This window comes from Pseudomonas sp. B21128, assembly GCF_044218865.1.
GTDB classification, from domain to species: Bacteria; Pseudomonadota; Gammaproteobacteria; order Pseudomonadales; family Pseudomonadaceae; genus Aquipseudomonas; species Aquipseudomonas iridis.
The window spans coordinates 2212718-2236592 of the sequence record NZ_CP162590.1 but is presented as its reverse complement, the minus strand read 5'-3'; the positions used below and the strand labels follow the sequence as shown (position 1 = coordinate 2236592).

Genomic DNA, 23875 nt, shown 5'->3' with positions numbered 1-23875 from the left:
GATGGCGATCTAACAGACGCCTGGAAAATCCACGGCTAAATACGGCCTTCAGGCGCATACGCCGCCGGATCAATAATCGGCGCTCGCCCCAGCATCACATCGGCAAACAACTGACACGATGCCGGCGCCAACACCAATCCGTTGCGGTAATGCCCGCAATTGAGCCACAAACCTTCAAACCCTGGCACTCGGCCAATATAGGGAATCCCTTCAGGCGAACCCGGACGCAACCCTGCCCAATGCCCCACCACTTCGGCATCCGCCAGTGCCGGCAACAGCTCAACCGCCGAAGCCTTGAGGCTTTGCAGCGCCACATCGGTCGGGGCTTTGTCGAAGCCTTCATGTTCCAGCGTGCTGCCAATCAGTATGTGCCCGTCGCGACGCGGAATCGCATAACGCCCCTTGGCCAGCACCATGCTCGGCAGAAAGTCAGCCGCACACTTGTAGAGAATCATCTGGCCTTTGACTGGCTCGACGGGCAACGTCAGATCCAGCGTCTTGAGCAGATCACCGCTCCACGCGCCAGCCGTCAGCACGACCTGATCGCCAGTGATCACGCCAGTGGAAGTCTGCACGCCAACAACCCGCTCGCCCTCACGAACAAAACCGCTGACTTCGCACTGCTCGTGCATCGTTACGTTCGGCAACGCCAGCAAGGCTGCTTTCAGGGATTTCACCAGGCGTGGATTTCTGACGTTGGCCACATCGGCCATGTAGATAGCCCGCGAGAACCCACCACCGAGCACCGGCACCGCATCATGCGCTACCGAGATGTCCACAGCCCGCAACGGACGGTTTTCCCGCTCAGCCCACGCCAGCGCGTCGGCTTCGTCATCCAGATCCAGCCAGTACAAACCCGTGGTGTGGACTTCAGGGTCAACGCCGGTGTCGGCAAACAAACGCTCGCCGAGCTGTGGATAAAAATCTTGCGACCAATGCGCCAGGGCGGTGACCGCCGGGCTATAGCGCCACGGATACAGCGGAGAAACAATACCGCCGCCCGCCCAGGATGATTCCTGGCCGACATTCGAGCGGTCCAGCAGCACCACGCTGCGCACTTCGGAGGCGAGATTGTAGGCCGTCAGCAGGCCAATCACCCCGCCACCGACAATCACCACTTGCTGTTGCCTGGTCATGTTTGATCCAACCGTAAAAAAGACAGTGGGCGCAAAAGGCGCCCGAAGATAAGCGCCTCAGCGGCCCCAGCAATCCTTGGTGGTCAGCCCGGTGGTCGCGTTGTTCATGCTTCTGACACCGGTGTTGGTCAGGGTGAAATCCCCGCACTTGTCGGTGGCCATGGCCGTGCCCGTTTTACGGGCGGCCGTCAGCAGGAAGGTCTGATCAGTGATCGTCGGCGTAAGGGTGTAGAAATCATTGCCCGCGCTCAAACCGGTGATACCGGTGTAGACATTGTTCTTGGTGTAGAAACGTTCGAGGCTCTGTGCCTGTTCCGAGAGCAGCGACACCACTTCGGCGCGGCGGCCTTTCTTCACGTATTCGTTGTAGCTTGGAATGCTGATGGTGAGCACAATCCCGATGATCGCAATCACGATCATGATTTCGATCAGGGTGAAACCTCGGTTGGATCTGCGCATGCCTCAAACTCTCACTTACTGTATTTGTCGCCACATGATACGACGACTGCCGCCGCCGCCCTTTTCCACAATGATGGAGATGGTGCCGCTAGTGTCGGTCGTGCCTTTGCGTTTGCCGTCACTGGAGATGAAGTTCAGCGTCGGAATGCCGCCAGTGAATATCACGCCACTGGAGATCGTGTCATTGCTGTCCACCAGGTTGTCGGAATTGGTGTCGAGCACGGCATAGTTGAGCATCTTACCGCTGAACGCATCGAGTTCGACCAGCTTGCCGGTACCGAAACTCGCACAGGGATCGGTGGTGTCGACGCTGGCCGTGGTGAAGACGATACGGCCCAGCACGATACTCGCTTGATTGATGACTCGCTCGCCGGTCAGCACGTTGTTATACACCAGCGGCAAGTACCAGCCCTTCTCCCCCGGATACGTCGTGTCGTTCTGCGTGGTGGTCAGGAATTGCCCGGAACTGCCAGAGAACGATCCGGTCATCGCCTGCGGCTGCAAGTTGCTGACAGTGAGCTGCCCGGACCCGCCATCGGCATCCCACACTGAATAGAACGCCTGCAAATCCTTGTTGGTCTTGTCGGCGGTTTCATTGAATTTACCGGTACCGACGAAGATCTGTTTGCCGCCCGCTGCATTGTCCGCCAGCAAAGGTTGCGCCGTGATCGGCTGCGTCGCCCCGCCCGCCGTGGTGAACAGCGGCTTGCCGGAAAACGCCACGCCCCAGCTGTCAGGCGCAGTGGCGCTGAGGTCGAACTTCCACAACCGCCCTTTCAAGTCACCGCCATAGGCTGCCTGCACCACATTTTGCGAGTTGACCTTGAGCTTCACCGAGGACAAACCGTTGCTGGTGTCCGTACTGTCGACAACGATCTTTTTGATCAGCGAACCGTCGCGTACATCCAGCACATACAACGCTGCCAGCCCCGAATGGCTGCCATAACCATTGGAGATAAACGCCGCCCAGCGACCATCGGCCAAGCGTGCCACTTCCGGTCGCGCATAGGCATAACCCAGATCATTAAAAGCATTGCCGGTGTTGGCGATGGCCGGTGCGCTGACTTCCCACAACGCACGCATCACGTTGCCTGCGGAGGCATCGAACAGTTGCAGCGCGTAGAAGGTTTTGCCACCCGCACCGGTGCCGCCAATGGCCAGGGTTTTCCAGGCGTTGTTGAGTTGCGCGTCATACACGCCGACCTGGCCGTCGACCAGAAACTTGTGGCTGACGCCATTGATGTAGTTCGGGTCGGCGATCAAGCGCAACGACGGCAACACACTGGATGGCATGTAGGCGTAACGCCGGGTGCCGTTGGCCGAGTTGATGACGTTGACGAAACCATCGTTGGCATTCACCACCAGGCTGGCGCTCATGTTCGCCGCTTTGGTCGTCAGGTAAGTGCTGTAAGTGGTGTCGTTCGACAGGTCGGAGGCGGTTTTGTCTGTGGGCGCGGCCAGCACCAGTGGCGAATTGATGATGTCGCCGAGCAATACACTGCGAGCCCTGAGTCCGCTTTTGTTGGTGCCCTTGCTCCACTCCACCAGATCAATGCCGGTGATACCGGTGGGCAGGCCCTGACTGAGTGTCGTCTGCTGCGCGGCGGAAAAACTACCGTAAGCCAGCGTGACGGCGGCGTTACTGGAGGTGTTCCAGGATTGGTAAGTCGGCGCCGTGGCCCCGGGAACAATTGTGGTGTCGGTGTTCCAGAGTGCCGTCGAGGTATTAACGGTTCCGGCCGATGTAAAGCCGAATGCCTTGATCGTGCCGCGCCAGTCCTTCGGGTCATAGGTGGTCTGATAGAAACTGCTGCTACTGCTGAGCGTGGCTCCGCTAACGGCACCAGCACCGCCCGAACCGGCCTTGGAGGTGATGTCGCTCAGCGCCGACGACAACGCCGCATTGAGGCCAGTGCTGTCGGTTGCCTGATAGTACCGGCCCTGCCCGTAACTCGCCGCGTCCGAGAGCATGTCGTTGTCAGCGGCGAAGCCTACGGTGTAGGTGTTCATGTTCTGCTTGGGGAAATCCACTGCGTTCCAGCTCTTGCCTGCTGCGTCGGTGCCGGTGGAGCGCATGTCGATGTCGTAAGCAAATTTGGCGATGTCATCCAGATACAACGTGTCGCCCTCACCGTCGCCGTTAAGGTTGTTACCGTCATTGTTGACGCCGTCCCAGTTTGGCAACCGGTTTGTGCCCAGCGGGTCATTGGTCGGGAAGGTCCGGTCGAACGTCGGCAAGCCGTCAGTAATTACCACACCGTAATTTTTCTGGCAGCGGTACTGGATCGGGCTCGTGTAGGTGCTCGGCGTGGTGTTGTAGTACGGCGCCATGCCGCGCATGTAGCGAGTGATCTCGTAATAGGTTTCCGCCAAGGGCGTGTTGGCCACGGCGCTCAAGTTGTTGATCGAGGAGATCAGCACGTTGTAATTGGAGTCAGCCTGGGCCTGGGTCACGCTGCCGGCGACCGGTGACAGATCAGCAATGGAACGCGCAATGTAACCACCATTGCCAGAGTTGGTGCTGGTCGCCGGGTTGAACGTCGACAGCCCCATGCGCAAAGTCCGGTTGCTGCTGACCAATGCCGTGGATACATTGCGTGCGACGTTGATTCGGTAATCGTTGGGGATCGCTCCGGTGGTGAAGTCGCGGGTGCCATTGTTGATAGCAAGACTGACCACGTACGAAATGTAATCCCCTGAATAGCGGGTATTACCGCCACCCACCGGGTCCGGCAGTTTCAGGCAAAGCGGCGCAAGGCTGTTGTTGTAAAACGCATAGGCACCGCCAGGGCAACCTGAGGTCGGCAGACTCGACAAGAACACGTTATCGCCCGTAATTGCCGGCGCATTCAGGCCTGAGCACAACCCCAGGAACGCATTGCACTCCCGGGCGGGCGTGCGGTTGAGCGTCGGATCGAATCCCGCCGCATAGATGATGCTGTTCATGCTCCCTGAATCGTCAATCAGCAACATCACGTTCGGTGGCACCGCCGCCGCACTCAGCAATGGCGAGTCAGACGGCGTGAACGCATAAGCCGGCGCGGCCAGATAGAAACTCAGCAGCATGCCGGTCAGCAGAGATGCGCAGCGTTCAAAACTTCGCATAGATACTCTCCACAACGCTACGCGAAGTACCGGCGATGCCGACAGCGGTCACCCGATAGAGCGTCGCCGACGTGTTGCTCGGCACATTCACGGCGGTCAGCGTCGTACCTATGTTCTGTACGCCATAGAAGCCGTTGCCTGCGGCGATCCAGAGTACCCCTGAGGTCGAATTGAGCCCCGCCGTACTCACCACCGATGACTCGGCTGGCGGCGCACATTGCGTGGTGCCGCTGCACACTGCCAACGCAAAACTGTCCAGTTGCACCGCGCTCTCGCCCACACGCAACGCCGCTTCGGCGGTCTGAAATGATTGATTGCGCAGGCCTACGCTGCCAGCCATTTTTTCCTGCAGGTTGGCACTCTGCATCGATGACAGGCCGATCATCGTCATCAGCAACAGAAACACCAGACTGACCAACAGCACCATGCCGCTTTGCGTCTGCCGCTGATGGAGAGAAATCCTCATCGCCCTGCCCCTCACTGCAAGCGGTTGCGCAAAGCGGCAACCACGTTGAAGGTTTGATTGCGCACCCGGTTGTTGGGGTCGGCAAGGGTCAGGCTCAGGCGCACGCTGCGAATACGTGCCGGATCGCCCGGATTGGTGCTGTAGGTCGAGGCTGCGACATCCGTCGCGGAACTCGCCAGACCGAATGTCACGTTGAACGCACTGACGTTATTCACCAGCACCTGTTGCGCCGGGTTGCCGCTGCCAGTACCCATCAATATCTGGTTGTTGCTGAAGCTGTAGATCAGACGTCGTATCGGGAATGCGATCTGCCCGGTTGCCGGGCTTCGCAACCCGGTGTAGGCCGTCGCGCTGTTGCGGCAATCGGACAGCACCGTCCAGGTGGGTGTGCCGCCGCTACCACCAATATCCGCCGTGACCAACGTCAGTTTGAGATTGGCGTTATCCCAATTGATCGGCGTGATCTGCGCCGCATTGAAGTCGCCGGCATTGCTTGAATCGGTGATGGTGCCAAGGCAGCCGAACATCCCGACCATGCGGATTTCCTGGATCATCTTGCTCAACACGAAGCGCGCGTCTTCCTGCATGGCAGCAGCGCTGTTCTGGCTGACATAGGTGTTTTTTGCGGCGATAAAAATCTGCACCACGCCCAACACCACGATCAGCCCCAACGCCAAAGCGACCAGTAATTCGATAAGACCGAAACCGCGGTTCTGGTGCTTCATGGCGTGACCACCGGATCAACGGCGGCGCGACTGCTCAGGACGAAACTGCGTTGAGCATTGGCCGTGTTGGCCGCGCGCGCGTCACTCCAGGTGATGGTGATGGTGTAAACCCGCTGGTTGAGGGTGATGCTGCCCGTCGCGGTCGGCCCGCCGAAGTTGACGATACTGGTGGTGAAATCGTAGAGATCCTGATCCCGGGCGTTGCCAGGGTTGGCCGAGGTCGGTGGCGTAATTGTGTAATTCGCACCGGAGTTGGCGCGGATGCGGTCCATCATGTCGTAGGCGATGAAACTGGCCTGGCTGGTCATGCGTGAACTGTCGGTGTATTTCAGTGCATTCAGTTGCACCGCCGCCGCCCCTAGCAGCCCGACCGTCAGAATCAGCAACGCGACCAGCACTTCGATCAGCGTCATACCCTGCTGTACGCCTTTGCTCCCTGCCCTCATCCGCAACTTCCACCCAGTTGAATTCGTCCGTTCAAACACACGTTAAGCGTCCTGCTCTGCGTTCCCAGCGTGTAACTGATGACCACTGCCGTTGAGGGTGCGGCCAGACCGCCGAGGTTGTTGAAATCCAGCGCGGTCACTCCTGAGGTTAGCGTCAGAGTGGCGCCGCTGCTCATCGCCGGAACAACCCGCAACACATTGGCCACTGTGCCAGTACTGTCGTAGACAGCCAATTCACCGGTCCAGCCGCTGCCCCCGGCGGTCGGACGCAGGCGCAGCGTCGTGCCGCGGTCAATCGCTTCGAGCCTGGCGAAATTGATCGCCCGTTGCAGATCGCCCATTTCGGTATCGGCCTTGCTGCTTTGTATCGATCGGGTGAAAGCGGGCACCGCCAGTGTGATCAGGACCAAAAAAATCGCGATGGCGACCAGCAACTCGATCAGCGTGAAACCTTTTGTACGATGATCCATCGATGCCCTCCGTTGCCGTCGGCTATACCTGCTTCTACACGCTAGAACATTCAATCAATACATGTCGGTGATTTACTCGCAGCGGCGCAGGGAACGCGTCGCTGATCACACTCCAGGGAGGGCGTTTTCATGTCGCAACAAGGCTTCAGCCTGATCGAACTGCTTATGGGACTGGCGATTGGCGCAATTGTTCTGCTGCTGGTCAGTCCGGCATTTGCCACGCTCACCGAATCGAACCAGCGCGACCAGGCAGCGCAGTCATTGATCGAGGGTATTCGTAACGCCCGCACAACAGCCATCACGCGTAATCAGACCACGGTGATTCACGGCATCAACGGCGATTGGAGTCAGGGCTGGCGGATCATTCTGGATATCAGCGGCAAGGGGCCGGCGGACAGCAGCAACCCATTGCTGCTGGAGCATGCGAGTGACGCGAAGGTACCGATTGTCGGTAATTGGCTGGTGAATCGCTATGTGCGGTTCAGCAGTCTGGGGCAACCGCTGATGCCCGGGCGCAAGTTTCAGGCCGGGACGTTACATATCTGCTCGACTCGCGAGGCGGTCAGCCAGCGCCAGATAGTGCTGGCGGCGACCGGTCGCGTGCGCCTGAGCAGCGAAAAGACTGAACAGGCGCTGTGTCAAAAAGCCAAAAGCATTAGATCGAACGGACGCGCAGCTCTTTAGGCATGGAGAAGGTAATGTTCTCTTCGCGCCCCGCCAGCTCATCGGCACCAGTAGCGCCCCACGCGTGCAATTGCTGAATAACGCCGCGCACCAGCACTTCCGGCGCCGAAGCACCGGCAGTGATGCCGATACGCTCGACGCCATCGAACCAGCTCTTTTGCAGGTCTTCGGCGCCGTCGATCAGGTAGGCCGGCGTGGCCATGCGTTCAGCCAGTTCACGCAAGCGGTTGGAGTTGGAGCTGTTCGGGCTACCGACCACCAACACCACGTCGCACTCGTCGGCCAGTTGCTTGACGGCGTCCTGACGGTTTTGCGTGGCGTAGCAGATGTCGTCCTTGCGCGGGCCACCAATGGCCGGGAAACGCGTACGCAACGCATCGATGACACGACTGGTGTCGTCCATCGACAAGGTTGTCTGGGTGACGAAGGCCAGTTTCTCCGGGTTGTGCACTTGCAATTCGGCGACGTCTTTTTCGTCTTCGACGAGGTAGATCGCGCCGCCATTGCTGGCGTCGTACTGACCCATGGTGCCTTCGACTTCCGGGTGACCGGCGTGGCCGATCAGGATGCATTCACGACCGTCGCGGCTGTATTTAGCGACTTCGATGTGCACTTTGGTGACCAGCGGGCAGGTAGCGTCGAACACTTTCAGGCCACGACCAGCGGCTTCGGTACGCACGGCTTGCGATACGCCATGAGCACTGAAGATCACGATGACGTCGTCCGGTACCTGATCCAGTTCTTCAACGAAGATCGCACCACGACTGCGCAGGTCTTCGACGACGAACTTGTTGTGCACCACTTCATGACGCACGTAGATGGGTGGCCCGAAGACTTCCAGGGCGCGGTTGACGATTTCGATCGCCCGGTCCACACCGGCGCAGAAGCCACGGGGGTTGGCGAGTTTGATTTGCATGCTATGCCTCGTGTCTTGCGCGCGAAAATAACAGTGAATAACGACTGTGGGAGCGAGCTTGCTCGCGAAGGGGGTATCACCTGCAACCTATCTGTTAGCTGACACACCGCTTTCGCGAGCAAGCTCGCTCCCACATTTGACCTTATACAGTCAGTTACAGCGCTTTGACGGAGAAAATTTCCACATCAAAGGTCAACGTCTTGCCCGCCAGCGGGTGGTTGAAGTCAATGGTCACTTGCGCGTCATCGAACTCTTTCACTACGCCCGGCAGCTCAGTATTGGCCGCATCGTTGAAGATCACCAGCAAACCGGGAGACAGTTCCATGTCGGCAAACTGCGAGCGCGGGATGATCTGCACGTTCTGCGGGTTCGGTTGACCGAAAGCGTTTTCCGGCTCGACGGTCAGGGTGCGCTTGTCGCCGGCCTTGAAGCCGAAAAGCGCCGCTTCAAAACCCGGCAGCAGGTTGCCGTCGCCGACCTTGAAGGTCGCCGGGGCCTTGTCGAACGTACTGTCGACGGTGTCGCCGTTCTCCAGGCGCAATGCAAAGTGCAAAGTGACTTCCGTGTTCTGGCCAATGCGTTGCTCAGCCAATACTTGTTCAGTCATGAGCGGCCTCTTCGGTTTTCTTGGATTTGAACATGTCCAGTGCCAGCATTACCGCGCCAACGCTGATAGCGCTGTCGGCGATGTTGAACGCCGGAAAATACCAGCGGTTCTGCCAGTGCACCAGAATGAAATCGATCACATGGCCCAGGGCCACGCGGTCATACAGATTGCCCAACGCACCACCCAGCACCAGCGCCAAGGCGATGGCCAGCCAGGTTTCGTTGCGGCCCAGACGCTTGAGCCAGACCACCAGCACCGCACTGACCACAATTGCGATCAGGGCGAACAGCCAGCGCTGCCACCCGGAGCTGTCAGCCAAAAAGCTGAAGGCTGCGCCGGTGTTGTACGCCAGGGTCCAACTGAAGTAATCGGGGATGATCACGATCTGTTGGAACATTTCGAGCTTGTTTTCAAAGTAGAACTTGCTGGCCTGGTCGATGACCAGCACCAGCAAGCTCAACCAGAGCCAGCCCAACCGTCCGAAACGGCCAACGGCATTAGGCATAGTGACGAACCTCGCCAGCGCCGCTGATGTTGTCGACACAACGACCGCAGATTTCCGGATGCTCCGGGTTCACGCCGACGTCTTCGCGGCAATGCCAGCAACGAGCGCATTTCGGGAAGGCCGATTTGACGATCTTCAGCTTCAGGCCGCTGACTTCGGTAGCCACTGCGTCGGCCGGAGCCTGCACGAATGGTGCAACACTGGCGGTCGAAGTGATCAATACAAAGCGCAGTTCGTTGCTCAGCTTGGCCAGGTCGGCCGTCAGAGCCTCTTCGGCAAACAGCGTCACTTCGGCTTGCAGGTTGCCACCGACAGCTTTCGCTGCACGCTGGATCTCCATCTCTTTGTTGACCGCGACTTTCACTTCCATGATGCGATCCCAGTACTCACGACCCAGCTCGAAGCCTTCCGGCAGTTCGGTCAGACCTTCGTACCAGGTGTTGAGCATGACGGATTCATTACGCTCGCCCGGCAGGTATTGCCACAGTTCGTCGGCAGTGAAGGCGAGGATCGGTGCGATCCAGCGCACCAGCGCTTCAGAGATGTGGAACAGCGCAGTCTGGCACGAGCGACGTGCCTTGCTGTCGGCGCCGGTGGTGTACTGGCGATCCTTGATGATGTCGAGGTAGAAACCACCCAGCTCCTGCACGCAGAAGTTGTGGATCTTGGAGTAGACGTTCCAGAAACGGTATTCACCGTAGTTCTCTTGCAGCTCGCGTTGCAGCAACAAGGTGCGATCCACCGCCCAACGATCCAGCGCGAGCATTTCTTCAGCCGGCAGGATGTCGGTGGCCGGGTTGAAACCGGTCAGGTTGGAAAGCAGGAAGCGCGCGGTGTTACGGATCCGGCGGTAGGCATCGGCACTGCGCGCCAGGATCTGCTCGGACACGGCGATTTCGCCGGAGTAGTCGGTCGAAGCCACCCACAGACGCATGATGTCGGCGCCCAGGGTGTCGTTGACTTTCTGCGGCGCGATCACGTTGCCCAGGGATTTGGACATCTTGCGGCCCGCTTCGTCGACGGTGAAACCGTGGGTCAGCAGTTCGCGGTACGGCGCGTGGTTGTCGATGGCGCAACCGGTCAGCAAGGAGGAGTGGAACCAGCCACGGTGTTGGTCGGAACCTTCCAGGTACAGGTCGGCACGCGGGCCGGTTTCGTGGCCCATCGGGTGCGAACCGCGCAGGACGTGCCAGTGCGTGGTCCCCGAATCGAACCAGACGTCGAGGGTGTCGCTGATCTTGTCGTACTGCGGCGCTTCATCGCCCAGCAGTTCGGCGGCGTCCATCTTGAACCAGGCTTCAATGCCTTCGACTTCAACGCGCTTGGCCACTTCTTCCATCAGTTCGACGGTGCGTGGGTGCAGCTCGCCGCTTTCCTTGTTGAGGAAGAACGGGATCGGCACGCCCCAGTTGCGCTGACGCGAGATGCACCAGTCGGGACGGTTGGCGATCATCGAATGCAGACGCGCCTGGCCCCAGGCCGGAACGAACCTGGTTTCTTCGATGGCTTTGAGCGAGCGAGTACGCAGGGTGTCGCCGCTGACCGGCTCTTTGTCCATGCCGATGAACCACTGCGCAGTAGCGCGGTAGATCAGCGGGGTCTTGTGACGCCAGCAGTGCATGTAGCTGTGTTCGATGACGGTGGTGTGCATCAGCGCACCGACTTCGGTCAGTTTTTCAACGATGGCCGGGTTGGCCTTCCAGATGAACTGACCGCCGAAGTATTCCAGCGTCGGCACGTAAACGCCGTTGCTCTGAACCGGGTTGAGGATGTCATCGTTGACCATGCCGTACTTCTTGCAGGTCACGAAGTCGTCTACGCCATAAGCCGGGGCGGAGTGAACCACACCGGTGCCAGCGCCCAGTTCGACGTAGTCGGCCAGGTACACCGGCGACAGACGATCATAGAGCGGGTGACGGAAGTTGATAAGCTCAAGTTCTTTACCGGTGGTGGTCGCAACCACCGAGCCTTCCAGGCTGTAACGAGCCAGACAGGCTTCGACCAGCTCTTCAGCCAGCACCAGCAACTTGTCGCCGACATCAACCAGCGCGTAGTTGAATTCCGGGTGAACGTTCAGCGCCTGGTTGGCAGGGATGGTCCACGGGGTGGTGGTCCAGATCACGATCGAGGCAGGCTTGGCCAGCGACGGCAAGCCGAACGCGGCAGCCAGTTGGGCTTCGTCAGCGATCGGGAATGCCACGTCGATGGTCGACGACTTCTTGTTTTCGTACTCGACTTCCGCCTCGGCCAACGCCGAACCACAGTCGAAGCACCAGTTCACAGGCTTGAGGCCCTTGAACACGAAACCGCCCTTGACGATTTCGGCGAGCGCGCGGATTTCACCGGCCTCGTTCTGGAAATTCATGGTCTTGTACGGGTTGGCGAAGTCGCCCAGCACGCCGAGGCGGATGAATTCGGACTTCTGCCCTTCGATCTGCTCGGTGGCGTAGGCACGGCACAGTTCGCGGGTCTTGTCCGCGCCCAGGTTCTTGCCGTGGGTCACTTCAACCTTGTGCTCGATCGGCAGGCCGTGGCAGTCCCAGCCAGGCACGTACGGCGCATCGAAACCCGACAGGGTTTTCGAGCGGATGATCATGTCCTTGAGAATCTTGTTCAGAGCGTGACCGATGTGGATCGTGCCGTTGGCGTACGGAGGGCCGTCGTGCAGGACGAACTTCGGACGATCCTTGCCAATCTCGCGCAACTTTCCGTACAGGCCAATACTGTCCCAGCGCTGCAGAATCTGCGGTTCGCGCTGTGGCAGGCCGGCCTTCATTGGGAAGGCGGTGTCCGGAAGGTTTAACGTGGCTTTATAGTCGGTCATTTAAGGCTCTTCATTAGCGATGGGCGCTAGGTGCGGCTAGTGCACGGGCGGTGGCGACATCCGCATTGATCGCCGTTTTCAGCGCCTCCAGAGAGGCAAATCGCTGCTCTTCACGCAGCTTCTGGTGGAAAACCACCGTCAAACGCCGGTCATACAGATCGCCGGCAAAATCTAAAAGATGGACTTCAAGGTGGGCCTTGCCATCACCTTGCACCGTGGGCCGTACGCCAATATTGGCGACGCCGGGCCAGGTCTTGCCGTCGATGTCGACATCCACCAGATACACCCCGGTGAACGGCACGCGACGACGTTTGAGTTGAATATTGGCAGTGGGCGTACCCAATTGCCGGGCCAGCTTCTGGCCATGCAGCACCCGACCGGCGATGCGGTACGGGCGACCGAGCAAACGTTCGGCCAGGGCAAAATCGGCGGCGGCCAAGGCGTTACGCACCTGAGTGCTGCTGACGCGAATGCCATCCAGCTCGACGGTTTGCGCGGCTTCGACGGTAAACCCGTGAACCTGCCCGGCCTGCAGCAGGAAATCGAAATCGCCGAGGCGGTCGCAGCCAAAGCGGAAATCGTCACCGACCTCCAGATGCTGCACGCCCAGCCCGTCCACCAGAATGGTGTCGACGAACTCACTGGCGCTGAGTTTGCTCAGACGCTGGTTGAAGGCCAGACACAAGACCCGGTCGACACCTTCGGCGGCCAGCAGCTGCAGCTTGTCGCGCAACCGGGCCAAACGCGCCGGGGCGGTGTCGGGGGCGAAAAACTCCCGTGGCTGCGGCTCGAAAATCACCACGCAGCTGGGTACGCCCAACTCGAGCGCACGCTCACGCAGTCGGGCCAGGATAGCCTGGTGACCACGGTGAACACCGTCAAAGTTGCCAATAGTGGCGACGCAGCCCCGATGCTGGGGGCGCAAGTTGTGGAGGCCTCGAACCAGCTGCATAACGCGCTTCTTGCTCATAAAGTGGTCGATTATAACCACACCCGACGGTCGACGACAGGCAACACCGTAACGCAAAGTGATCGAGCCGACAAAACTGCCGGCCCGCGCCCATTCATAAAGAGTAAAACCTCAGCTCAAGGCCTTGCGATTGAAGTCGCGCAGACGGAAACCGAGCAGCAGCAACATGCCGAAATACGCAACCACGCCAGCCACCACCAATGCGCCCAGACGCAGGAAGCGCTCAAGCATGTGGCCCTGATCCCACGCCGGCATGAAATGCATGCCGATCAGCAACACCACCGACATCACCGCCACTGCCACGATCAGCTTGAAACCGAATTTGGCCCAACCCGGTTGCGGCTGGTACATCTGCTGTTTGCGCAACTGATAGAACAGCAGCCCGGCGTTGAGGCACGCACCGGCACTGATCGCCAAGGCCAGCCCGGCGTGGGCCAGCGGACCAATCAACACCAGGTTGAACAACTGAGTGCATACCAGCGTGAAGATTGCGATTTTTACCGGCGTACGGATGTTCTGCTGCGCATAAAAGCCCGGCGCGAGCACTTTGATCACGATAATCCCGAGCAGACCGACAGAATAGGCAATCAATGCGCGCTGAGTCATTTCGGCATCGAAGCCAGTGAACTGACCATACTGGAACAACGAAACGGTCAACGGCTCGGCGAGGATCCCCAGCGCCAATGAGCACGGCAGCACCAGCACAAAGCACAGGCGCAGGCCCCAGTCGAGAATCCGCGAATATTCGTGGCGATCCTTGCTGGCGTAGGTTTTGGCCAGCGTCGGCAGCAGAATCGTGCCCAACGCCACACCCAGAACGCCCGATGGCAATTCCATCAAACGGTCGGCGTAATACATCCAGGACACTGAACCGGCGACCAGAAACGAAGCAAAAATGGTGTTGATGATCAGCGAAATCTGGCTGACCGATACGCCAAGGATCGCCGGCAGCATCTGCTTCATCACCCGCCATACGCCGGTATCACGCAGATTCAGGCGCGGCAGCACCAGCATGCCAATCTTTTTCAGGTGCGGCAGTTGAAACAGCAACTGCGCCAGCCCCCCGACCAATACCGCCCAGCCGAGTGCCATGACCGGCGGATCGAAGTACGGCGTGAGGAACAGCGAAAACACGATCATGCTGACGTTGAGCAAGGTCGGTACGAACGCAGGCACCGAGAAGCGGTTCCAGGTATTGAGGATCGCACCGGCCAGCGAGGACAGGGAGATCAGCAATATATAAGGGAACGTCACCCGCAAGAGGTCAGAGGTGAGCTGGAATTTTTCCGGGGTATCGGTGAATCCCGGGGCGGTGGCCCAGATGACCCATGGCGCGGCGATCATGCCCAGCGCAGTGACCAGCGCCAGCACCAGTGTCAGCAACCCCGACACATAGGCGATAAAGGTGCGGGTCGCTTCTTCGCCCTGCTGGCTTTTGTATTCCGCAAGAATGGGCACGAACGCTTGGGAAAAAGCGCCTTCGGCGAAGATCCGCCGCAACAGGTTGGGCAACTTGAAGGCGATGAAAAAGGCATCTGTTGCCATTCCGGCGCCGAATATTCGAGCGATCAGCGTATCGCGAACAAACCCGAGAACCCGGGAAATCATCGTGATAGAGCTGACGGCGGCCAACGATTTGAGCAGATTCATTGAAGGAGTTTGTGCCTGTCGATAAACAGCAGGCGAATAAAGCGCCTACTTGTGCGATACTCCGCGCCGCAGCAGCACAGAGCCAAAGCTCGCGAGTTTACAGGTCAAGCGCCGGAAATAAATATCCCGCCTCTTTATACCTACCACTTAGCGGAACGATTCAAGTGCCCTTGACAAGACTTCTCTTCATCGGCATGATTCGCGGCCTATTTTGTTTGCTATTTCCTAAAAAGTCTTTCGAGGAGCTCGACGGTGGCCAACTCACCTTCCGCCAAAAAACGTGCAAAACAGGCTGAGAAGCGTCGCAGCCACAACGCCAGCCTGCGTTCCATGGTTCGTACCTACATCAAGAATGTAGTTAAGGCCATCGACGCAAAAGACGCTGAAAAAGCTCAAGCTGCATACGTTCTGGCTGTGCCAGTTATCGACCGTATGGCCGATAAAGGCATCATCCACAAGAACAAGGCTGCTCGTCATAAGAGCCGTCTGAATGGCCACGTCAAGGCACTGAAAGAAGCTGCCTAAGCGACGTAGTCATTAGAAAACCGACCTTCGGGTCGGTTTTTTATTGCCTGCGATTTGACGCCCTTCTCATTACAACCCCGCAAACAGGCACGCACCCGGTCAAGGGTACGCACCCGACTCACCGAGTCTACTCAGAAAAATTGAACATGACCGGCTTCGGTGGAGGACACCCTTCTGGCGGCGGAAAGTTCTGCACGCCCGACTCATCGTACCCGGTGTAGCAGCCGACCAGCTCGCCCCCCTTAAAGTTGAAGCGACGCTCAACTACACCGGTCGAGTAGTAGCAGACCATTTCACCTTCACGCTTCGCATAGGAATAGTCTTTGTATTCCCGCCCCTCAACGGTGATCAGACGATATCCCTGCATGGGCTCGGAGCACTTCAATTGCCCATTGGGGTAGTAATCGTTGTGTATCACACGATCATCCGCACCCAACAGCACCTCCTCGACCTTTCGCCCCTCGTAAGACTCGTGACGCACACTTTGCCTGACCCCGAACAGGTAATCGGCCTCGAAGTAGGCAACCCCATCACCGCGAAAACTACGCTGCAGGCCACATGGCTTGATTCTTGTGTACTTGCCATCGACCACATGGCAGTAATTTCTGTCTGAAATCAATGCCCCAGCCTCATTAAACGACTGGTCGTTACCGATGGGCTCATCCGCCTCATAAATGGCCACCCGGTCTAACCGACCATTTGAGTGATAGGTGCGAAAGGGCCCCTCTCTATTTCCGTGAAGCCAGGTGATGTCAGACAGCAGTACCGCACCGTCATCGGTATAGGTCAGCGCACGCCCCTTGATCTGCCCCGCCACGTAGGTCGCGGTATAGGTCAGTTTGCCGTTTGCAGCATAGATTTCCCTCAAACCATCCAGCGCACCAGCCTTGTAGTGCTCGAGCAGTCTCAGCACACCCGCAGCATCAACCTCGCGCAGCTCTCCATCCTTTTTACCCGCGACAAACGACAAGGTTTGAACGCGGTCGCCGCCCACTTTCAGCGTCCAGGCGCCCTCCCTGGCACCTGACACGTAACTGCCCTCACCCTCACCACTGATCCAATGACCGTTCTGCCGCCCCTTCAGGTATTCGCCGCGCGAGATAACCTCACCTCCTCTGACTCGCTCTGTCGGACCGTCCAGAACATCGTGCTTATACGTGTCAAATCCGGAGATATCTTCATCTTTATCGTACGCAGTGATCGTCCAGCGTCCCTCACGCAAACCATCGACGAACAAACCCTCGGAAACACTATCGCGCTCGTCGATCACCCAGGTGCCCTGCCTCAAACCATTCGCATAGGCTCCCGCGGCCTCGGAGACCGCTGCATCAAACTCGATCCAGTCCCCCGTCTTCTTGCCCTGAACCATCGTGCCTCGCTCCAGCACACGATCACCCCACAACTTAACGAGAGGTCCGTCCTCCGAGCCCACATAACGTTTCGGGTCAGACTCGCACGCCATTTGCGTTACACGAAAGGCCGGAGCGAGCTCACCCTCCTCCATCGGCGTGCGTTCGTAGGTCAGCGTCAACCAACGCCCTTCGCGCTGCAGAAAGGTTTTCTTGTAGGCGTCATACACACCATCTTCTGACGGCTCACCGCCCTCCGAGGCCGGAACGCCACCCACACCGAATTCACCCACTAACGTGCCAGCCGTGGGATCGAGCGCATCGAACTCGGGGATGCCAGTTGTCGCCATCTCATAACCGTAGTCATAGGGCAGCAACTTGTTCAGCTCACTCACTACCCGTGCGGCATTGAGCTTCTTCTGATTGCTCGCAATGCGATCCAGAACCGGCTGCAGACTGCTCAGCTTGCGATATCTGCCCGATCGCTCACTGAATCGATAGCCATGGAGCGCATTTCGCCCACCCTCCCGGGACAGCACAATCAAGGTCTGTATATCGCTATCGAGACTGCCGTAGAAGACTGACTCGATGCTCGAATCACCGAAATTGTCGAGCACCTGCGGCACCGCTGTCGGCCCATCACACATGCACGCATACCCCACAACGCCCGCCGGCTCACGAACAAACGCCAACGTCGCGCCACTCTCCTGAGACTGAATCACCGGGTGCGCCAATGATTTGCCGGCATAAAACGGTTCGGCCTGCACTTGCATGGACAGCGAGCAACACACCATCAGCGACATAAAAAAAGAACGCATACGAATCCCTTCGCGCCTGAAGCACATCAATTCAACAATGAGAAACAAAAAGGCGAGCCGAACGGCTCGCCCTCAATCATTCAACCAATGGGCCCCGAAAACCAACTCGACCCTGTAATGGTTTTCAGCCTTATGGCTGAACCGGCACCCACGGCAAAATCGGAATGGCCGTCACCGCATTCTGCGGACTGCCCTCGATCACACGATCGCTATAGACCAGATACACCAGCGTATTGCGTTTCTTGTCGAGGAAACGCACCACCTGCATCGTCTTGAACACCAACGATGTGCGCTCCTTGAACACCTCATCACCGTCCTTCAGCTCGCCCCTGAACTTGATCGGGCCGACCTGACGGCAGGCAATCGAGGCTTCGGCGCGATCTTCCGCCAACCCCAGACTCCCCTTTACGCCGCCCGTTTTCGCACGCGACAGGTAGCAGGTCACACCTTCGACCTTGGGGTCGTCGAACGCCTCGACCACGATCCGGTCGTTCGGACCAACAAATTTGAACACCGTCGACACCTGACCGATTTCCTCGGCCGAGGCCAGCAATGGCAGCGCCATCAACAAACCCAATAATCCCTTTGCTACGCGCATCGAATTTTCCTTAAACCAGAATCAGGTTGTCACGGTGAACCAGTTCCGGCTCAGCCATGTAACCCAGCAAACCGACAATCGCATCCGACGACTGACCGATGATTTTTTGAGCTTCCAGCGCGCTGTAGTTGGCCAGACCACGGGCAATTTCACGACCGTCCGGCGCCACACAGACCACCATCTCACCGCGACGGAAACTGCCCTGCACCAGCTTGACGCCCACCGGCAGCAGGCTCTTGTTACCTTGAGACAGCGCCGACACAGCACCATCATCCAGCACCAGCGTGCCACGGGTTTGCAGATGCCCTGCCAGCCATTGCTTGCGCGCCGCCAGCATGCCGCGCTCGGGCGACAGCAACGTACCGATGCGCTCGCCCGCCTTCAGACGATCCAGCACACGCTCGAGACGACCACCCACAATGATGGTGTGCGCACCGGAACGCGCCGCCAGCCGTGCTGCGCGCAACTTGGTTTGCATGCCGCCGCGCCCCAGCGCCCCACCGGTGCCACCCGCCACCGCATCCAGGCTCGGATCATCGGCGCGCGCCTCATAAATCAGCTGCGCTTGCGGATTGTTGCGCGGATCGGCATCGAACATACCGTCGCGATCCGTCAGGATCACCAGCAGATCAGCCTCAACCAGGTTGGCCACCAGCGCCGCCAGCGTGTCGTTGTCGCCGAAACGGATTTCGTCGGTCACCACCGTGTCGTTTTCGTTGATCACCGGGATGACTTTCAGCTCGACCAGCGCTCGCAGGGTGCTACGGGCATTCAGGTAGCGCTTGCGATCGGACAGGTCGTCATGGGTCAGGAGAATCTGCGCGGTGTGCCGGCCATGCTCGGCGAAGCTTGATTCCCAAGCTTGCACCAGCCCCATCTGACCGATAGCGGCGGCAGCCTGAAGTTCGTGCATCGCACTGGGTCGTGCGGTCCAGCCCAAGCGACTCATGCCGGCCGCTACCGCACCGGAGGACACCAGCACCAACTCGACGCCAGCCTCATGCAAGGCCACCATCTGCTCGACCCAGACACTCATTGCCGCACGATCCAGCCCTTTGCCATCAGCCGTCAGCAAAGCGCTGCCGATCTTCACGACCCAACGCTGCGCACCTGTCACCTTGCTCCGCATCATTTTCAACCTTAGCTTGAGGGCGGCGCGACCTGGCACCACCCGTGACGTTAATCGTGGCTATTCCCTACCAACTACTGACATCCAGATACCAAAACGCCGCTCGATTGAGCGGCGTTCAAGTTTATCGCAACGGATCAGTCACGCACGTAAATGATTTCCGGACCGTCTTCGTCATCCACATCTTCTTCGTCCCAATCATCGTCGCCGATGTCGTGGACCGACTTCACGCCACTGCGACGCAGGGCACGCTTGTCATCCAGCGCCTGCAGTTGCGCACGCGCTTCGTCTTCGATGCGCTGATCGAGATCTGCCAGCTCTTCCTTGTAGGCAGGGTCGTTGGCCAGGCGGTCGGCACGATCTTCCATGTAACGCATGATGTCGTGACACAGACGCTCGGTACCCAGCTTGGAGATGGCCGAGATCACGTAGACCGGACCAGTCCACTCCAGGCGATCAACGATCTCCTTGACGCGCTCCTCGTGCTCTTCGTCAAGGATCTGGTCGCACTTGTTCAGCACCAGCCAACGATCGCGCTCAGCCAGGGACGGGCTGAACTTGATGAGTTCATTGACGATCACTTCAGCAGCATCCGGCGCGCTGGCGTCATCCAGCGGCGCCATGTCGACGAGGTGCAGCAGCAGACGCGTACGCGCCAGGTGCTTGAGGAAGCGGATACCCAGGCCGGCGCCATCGGAAGCACCTTCGATCAGGCCCGGAATATCGGCAACGACGAAGCTCTTCCAGCGATCGACGCTGACCACGCCCAGGTTTGGCACCAGCGTGGTGAACGGGTAATCGGCAACTTTCGGCTTGGCTGCCGAGACCGAACGGATAAAGGTACTTTTACCGGCGTTCGGCAAGCCCAGCAGACCTACGTCGGCGAGCACTTTCATTTCCAGTTTCAGGTCGCGCTGCTCACCCGGCTTACCCGGAGTGGTCTGGCGCGGCGCACGGTTGGTACTGGACTTGAAACGGGTGTTACCCAGACCGTGCCAGCCGCCCTGCACCACCATCAGTTTCTGACCAGCCTTGGTCAGGTCACCGATGACCTCCTGAGTCGCGGAGTCGATCACGGTGGTGCCGACTGGAACGCGCAGGATCAGGTCTTCACCTTTTTTACCGGTGCAGTCGGTGCTGCCGCCGTTGGAACCACGCTCGGCATCGAAGTGCCGGGTGTAACGGTAGTCGACCAGGGTGTTGAGGTTTTCGTCGGCCATCATGTAGATGGAACCGCCGTCACCGCCATCACCACCGTTCGGGCCACCGTTCTCGATGAATTTTTCCCGACGGAAACTCATGGCGCCATTGCCGCCATCACCAGCCTTTACTCGAATCGATACTTCATCAACAAACTTCATAACCAACGCCTCTCGCCATACGGACGAGCCGAAAAACAATCAAGACATAAGACTCTTGCAAAAATGAGCGCAGCGACCCCAAAACACGACCTGTATCGCACGCCGACAGCCCATACAAACAGTTTTGCAAGAGACTCACCCCACAAACGAAAAAGCCCCGTCGCAAGACAGGGCTCTTCCAGCGATCTCGCGATTAAGCCGCGACAACGCTCACGTAACGGCGGTTGAACGCGCCTTTTACTTCAAACTTGATCACGCCTTCGATTTTCGCGAAGAGGGTGTGATCTTTACCCATGCCAACGCCGTAACCAGCGTGGAATTGGGTGCCGCGCTGACGCACGATGATGTTGCCCGGAATAATCTTCTGGCCGCCATACATCTTCACGCCAAGGCGCTTGGCTTCTGAGTCGCGACCGTTACGGGTACTACCACCAGCTTTTTTGTGTGCCATGAGTTCAATTCTCCTAGTGAGGAATTAGGCTGAAATTAAGCCTGAATACCGGTGATTTTGATCTCGGTGTACCACTGGCGGTGGCCCATACGCTTCATGTGGTGCTTACGACGACGGAACTTGATGATGCGGATTTTATCGTGACGACCTTGGGAGATCACTTCAGCCACAACAGTAGCGCCAGCAACAACTGGAGCGCCGATGTTTACGTCGTCGCCATTGGCAACCAACAGAACGCGATCAAAGGTAACGGATTCGCCGGTAGCGATTTCCAGTTTTTCGATCTTCAGGTATTCACCTGGGGCGACTTTGTACTGCTTGCCGCCAGTAACGATTACTGCATAAGACATGGTGTTTCTCCGATAATCCTGCTCACCCAGCTCTTTATAAGAAGAGGTATTGGCTGGCATGGCTGCATGGGGCTGGAAGGCCCTCTAGCAATTGCGTAAGGCAGGTGCTGCCCAGGAAGTTCAGGGTGCGCGATTGTACGCAAGCTATCGCAGGCTTGCAAGTAGCCGTCCATCGCGCCTTGACAGGTCTGGACGGGGGTCCTAGCATGCCGCGCAACCCTTCTGGAGCGACTCTCGCTGATGCAACCCCAAGCTTTCTACCGCGCGGTGGCGGACGATTTTAGCGCCGTCGACGGCATCATCAAGAAGCAGCTGACTTCCCGAGTGCCGCTGGTATCGAAAATCGGCGATTACATCACCTCGGCCGGCGGCAAACGCCTGCGTCCTTTATTAGTGTTGCTATGTGGCAAGGCCCTGGGTCGCGAAGGCGATGACATGCGCCTGCTCGCCGCCACCATCGAATTCCTGCACACCGCGACTTTGCTGCATGACGACGTGGTCGACATGTCCGGCATGCGCCGTGGCCGTTCGACTGCCAACGCCATGTGGGGCAACGCACCAAGTGTGCTGGTGGGCGATTTCCTGTACTCGCGCTCTTTCGAAATGATGGTCGAACTGGGCTCGATGCCGGTGATGAAAATCCTCTCGCAGGCCACGCGCATCATCGCTGAAGGCGAAGTGCTGCAACTGTCCAAGGTCCGTGACGCGAGCACCACCGAAGAAACCTACATGGAAGTCATCCGCGGCAAGACCGCGATGCTCTTCGAAGCCTCGACCCACAGCGCCGCCGCGCTGGCCGGTGCAACCGCCGAGCAGAGCGAAGCCCTGCGCACCTTTGGCGATCACCTGGGCGTGGCATTCCAACTGGTCGACGATCTGCTCGACTACAAGGGCGACGCGGAAACCCTGGGCAAGAACGTCGGTGACGATCTGGCCGAAGGCAAGCCGACCCTGCCGCTGATCTACACCATGCGCGAAGGCACGCCTGAACAGGCTGCACTGGTGCGCCAGGCGATCCAGAAAGGCGGGATCGAAGACCTGGAAAGCATCCGCATCGCCGTGGAAGCTTCCGGCTCGCTTGAGTACACCGCGCAATTGGCCCGCGATTATGTGGCCCGTGCGATCAAGTGCCTCGAAGCGCTGCCGGCCAGCGAATACCGTGATGCACTGGTGGAATTGAGTGAGTTTGCGGTCGCCCGCACACACTGATTCAACCCCCTGTGGGAGCGAGCTTGCTCGCGAAAGCAATGTGCCAATCGACATCAATGTCGACTGACCTGACGCCTTCGCGAGCAAGCTCGCTCCCACAGTTGTTTCTGCGCTATGCCCGCCTGCGCGTAAAACCCTATACAATGTGCGACTTTTAGCGATCCCCTCTCAAGGAGCCCTAGTGAGCACGTTGCCACCCTGCCCGAAATGCAATTCCGAATACGGCTACGAAGACGGCACCCAACTGGTGTGCCCGGAGTGCGCCCACGAGTGGTCTGCCAATGGCGAAGCCGAAGCAGCCTCCGATGATGCGGTGAAGAAAGATTCGGTCGGCAACGTCCTGCAGGACGGCGACACCATCACCGTGATCAAGGACCTCAAGGTCAAAGGCACGTCGCTGGTGGTCAAGGTCGGCACCAAGGTCAAGAACATTCGCCTGTGCGATGGCGACCACGACATCGATTGCAAGATCGACGGCATCGGTCCGATGAAGCTCAAATCCGAGTTCGTCAGAAAAGTCTGAACCTGCTGTCATCCATCCCGCGCCCGCCGTGGGATGGAGCTTCACCCTCCCCTGTTCCCTCAACAAACCCACGCAATAGCCAAGCGCCAGCCGTTTTGACCTTACGCAATCTTTACCCTGAAAAATCTGCAATCCGCCAATAGGCACTTGCTATTTGATGAATAAGAATTATTCTCATTGAAACCCTTTCAATGGAGATGAGAACCATGACTTATTTGATCGACGCCTGGCTGGATCGCCCACACCCCTACCTCAGAATCCTGCATCGGGAAACCGGGGAAGTCTGTGCGGTGCTTGAAGAAGAAGCCCTGCATGAGCTGCAGGATCAGGGTGATCTGGATGTGAACAGCCTGAATTCCAGCGAACCGCTGGTGCTCAAGGAGCTGGTGCGCAATCTGTTCCTGTTCTGCTACGCCCGGGCCTTGCGCCCGACGAATGAACTGCATCACAAGATAGAACTATGAAAGTCACGGAAAAAACGGTGGGAGCGAGCTTGCTCGCGAAGGCGTCAGTACATTCAACAGAGATGCTGGATGAAATACCGCTTTCGCGAGCAAGGTCGCTCCCACATTGCTAACCCGTCACATGGACAGGCCAGG

Annotated in this window: 24 protein-coding genes; 5 read left to right on the top strand and 19 right to left on the bottom strand. The window is 58.5% G+C overall.

The window, feature by feature from the left end:
• Window positions 1-35 precede the first annotated feature (35 nt).
• From thiO to AB4P91_RS09915, 7 genes are read right to left on the bottom strand one after another with little or no spacing between them, the layout of a single operon-like run.
• Window positions 36-1136 (bottom strand): glycine oxidase ThiO, encoded by a 1101-nt coding sequence (gene thiO / locus AB4P91_RS09945; protein ID WP_150595319.1) that lies wholly within the window; start codon window positions 1134-1136, stop codon window positions 36-38.
• 57 nt (window positions 1137-1193) lie between these two features.
• Window positions 1194-1595 (bottom strand): type IV pilin protein, encoded by a 402-nt coding sequence (locus AB4P91_RS09940; protein ID WP_047303296.1) that lies wholly within the window; start codon window positions 1593-1595, stop codon window positions 1194-1196.
• Between the two features lie 15 nt (window positions 1596-1610).
• A complete protein-coding gene (locus AB4P91_RS09935; protein ID WP_395604718.1) occupies window positions 1611-4700 on the bottom strand; it encodes a pilus assembly protein in 3090 nt (1029 codons plus the stop codon).
• Window positions 4687-5166 (bottom strand): PilX N-terminal domain-containing pilus assembly protein, encoded by a 480-nt coding sequence (locus tag AB4P91_RS09930; protein ID WP_150595317.1) that lies wholly within the window; start codon window positions 5164-5166, stop codon window positions 4687-4689. The genes AB4P91_RS09935 and AB4P91_RS09930 overlap by 14 nt, the downstream gene beginning before the upstream one ends.
• A gap of 11 nt (window positions 5167-5177) precedes the next feature.
• Window positions 5178-5891: a PilW family protein gene (locus AB4P91_RS09925; RefSeq protein ID WP_150597097.1), complete on the bottom strand. Its 714-nt coding sequence runs from the start codon at window positions 5889-5891 to the stop codon at window positions 5178-5180.
• A complete protein-coding gene (gene pilV, locus AB4P91_RS09920; RefSeq protein WP_150595315.1) occupies window positions 5888-6337 on the bottom strand; it encodes a type IV pilus modification protein PilV in 450 nt (149 codons plus the stop codon). Before pilV ends, AB4P91_RS09925 begins: the two co-directional genes overlap by 4 nt.
• Entirely contained in the window at window positions 6334-6807 is a 474-nt protein-coding gene (locus AB4P91_RS09915; RefSeq protein WP_395604717.1) for a GspH/FimT family pseudopilin, read from the bottom strand. Before AB4P91_RS09915 ends, pilV begins: the two co-directional genes overlap by 4 nt.
• Window positions 6808-6936: 129 nt before the next feature.
• Here AB4P91_RS09915 and AB4P91_RS09910 point away from each other — a divergent pair, with 129 nt between their 5' ends.
• Complete coding sequence (locus tag AB4P91_RS09910) at window positions 6937-7491, top strand: GspH/FimT family pseudopilin (protein WP_395604716.1); 555 nt, start codon at window positions 6937-6939, stop codon at window positions 7489-7491.
• Here AB4P91_RS09910 and ispH read toward each other — a convergent pair.
• The 6 genes from ispH to murJ form a co-directional block, all read right to left on the bottom strand.
• On the bottom strand, window positions 7463-8407 hold the full coding sequence (ispH, locus tag AB4P91_RS09905; RefSeq protein WP_150595312.1) for a 4-hydroxy-3-methylbut-2-enyl diphosphate reductase: 945 nt from the start codon (window positions 8405-8407) through the stop codon (window positions 7463-7465). The two genes, AB4P91_RS09910 and ispH, sit on opposite strands and share 29 nt — an antisense overlap.
• A gap of 154 nt (window positions 8408-8561) precedes the next feature.
• Window positions 8562-8999, bottom strand: coding sequence for an FKBP-type peptidyl-prolyl cis-trans isomerase (fkpB, locus tag AB4P91_RS09900; RefSeq protein ID WP_191624081.1), 438 nt, complete (start codon window positions 8997-8999; stop codon window positions 8562-8564).
• 7 nt (window positions 9000-9006) lie between these two features.
• Window positions 9007-9519 (bottom strand): signal peptidase II, encoded by a 513-nt coding sequence (gene lspA / locus AB4P91_RS09895; RefSeq protein WP_150595310.1) that lies wholly within the window; start codon window positions 9517-9519, stop codon window positions 9007-9009.
• Window positions 9512-12343, bottom strand: a complete 2832-nt coding sequence (ileS, locus tag AB4P91_RS09890; RefSeq protein ID WP_395604715.1) for an isoleucine--tRNA ligase — start codon at window positions 12341-12343, stop codon at window positions 9512-9514. Before ileS ends, lspA begins: the two co-directional genes overlap by 8 nt.
• A 13-nt stretch (window positions 12344-12356) precedes the next feature.
• Window positions 12357-13295 (bottom strand): bifunctional riboflavin kinase/FAD synthetase, encoded by a 939-nt coding sequence (gene ribF / locus AB4P91_RS09885; protein WP_191624077.1) that lies wholly within the window; start codon window positions 13293-13295, stop codon window positions 12357-12359.
• 129 nt (window positions 13296-13424) lie between these two features.
• Entirely contained in the window at window positions 13425-14963 is a 1539-nt protein-coding gene (murJ, locus tag AB4P91_RS09880; RefSeq protein ID WP_150595307.1) for a murein biosynthesis integral membrane protein MurJ, read from the bottom strand.
• Window positions 14964-15215: 252 nt separating this feature from the next.
• Here murJ and rpsT point away from each other — a divergent pair, with 252 nt between their 5' ends.
• Complete coding sequence (gene rpsT / locus AB4P91_RS09875) at window positions 15216-15488, top strand: 30S ribosomal protein S20 (RefSeq protein ID WP_003228351.1); 273 nt, start codon at window positions 15216-15218, stop codon at window positions 15486-15488.
• A gap of 127 nt (window positions 15489-15615) precedes the next feature.
• Here the strand turns inward: rpsT and AB4P91_RS09870 are convergent, their stop codons facing one another.
• The 6 genes from AB4P91_RS09870 to rplU form a co-directional block, all read right to left on the bottom strand.
• Window positions 15616-17655 carry a hypothetical protein gene (locus tag AB4P91_RS09870; protein ID WP_395604714.1) on the bottom strand — a complete coding sequence of 680 codons (2040 nt, stop codon included), beginning with the start codon at window positions 17653-17655 and terminating at the stop codon, window positions 15616-15618.
• A gap of 130 nt (window positions 17656-17785) precedes the next feature.
• Window positions 17786-18253, bottom strand: coding sequence for a CreA family protein (locus tag AB4P91_RS09865; RefSeq protein WP_042561148.1), 468 nt, complete (start codon window positions 18251-18253; stop codon window positions 17786-17788).
• Window positions 18254-18263: 10 nt separating this feature from the next.
• The gene (proB, locus tag AB4P91_RS09860) at window positions 18264-19382 is read right to left on the bottom strand and encodes a glutamate 5-kinase (RefSeq protein WP_150595362.1); all 1119 of its coding nucleotides are present in this window, start codon (window positions 19380-19382) and stop codon (window positions 18264-18266) included.
• Between the two features lie 137 nt (window positions 19383-19519).
• On the bottom strand, window positions 19520-20743 hold the full coding sequence (gene cgtA / locus AB4P91_RS09855; protein ID WP_395604713.1) for an Obg family GTPase CgtA: 1224 nt from the start codon (window positions 20741-20743) through the stop codon (window positions 19520-19522).
• Window positions 20744-20936: 193 nt separating this feature from the next.
• Window positions 20937-21194 (bottom strand): 50S ribosomal protein L27, encoded by a 258-nt coding sequence (gene rpmA / locus AB4P91_RS09850; RefSeq protein ID WP_003176049.1) that lies wholly within the window; start codon window positions 21192-21194, stop codon window positions 20937-20939.
• 35 nt (window positions 21195-21229) lie between these two features.
• On the bottom strand, window positions 21230-21544 hold the full coding sequence (gene rplU / locus AB4P91_RS09845; RefSeq protein WP_003230856.1) for a 50S ribosomal protein L21: 315 nt from the start codon (window positions 21542-21544) through the stop codon (window positions 21230-21232).
• A 240-nt stretch (window positions 21545-21784) separates the two neighbouring features.
• Between rplU and AB4P91_RS09840 the strand changes: the two genes are divergently transcribed.
• From AB4P91_RS09840 to AB4P91_RS09830, 3 genes are all read left to right on the top strand, one after another.
• A complete protein-coding gene (locus AB4P91_RS09840; protein WP_007909817.1) occupies window positions 21785-22753 on the top strand; it encodes a polyprenyl synthetase family protein in 969 nt (322 codons plus the stop codon).
• Window positions 22754-22934: 181 nt separating this feature from the next.
• On the top strand, window positions 22935-23276 hold the full coding sequence (locus tag AB4P91_RS09835) for a zinc ribbon domain-containing protein YjdM (RefSeq protein ID WP_395604712.1): 342 nt from the start codon (window positions 22935-22937) through the stop codon (window positions 23274-23276).
• Window positions 23277-23482: 206 nt separating this feature from the next.
• Window positions 23483-23740, top strand: a complete 258-nt coding sequence (locus AB4P91_RS09830) for a hypothetical protein (protein WP_042561152.1) — start codon at window positions 23483-23485, stop codon at window positions 23738-23740.
• Window positions 23741-23875 lie beyond the last annotated feature (135 nt).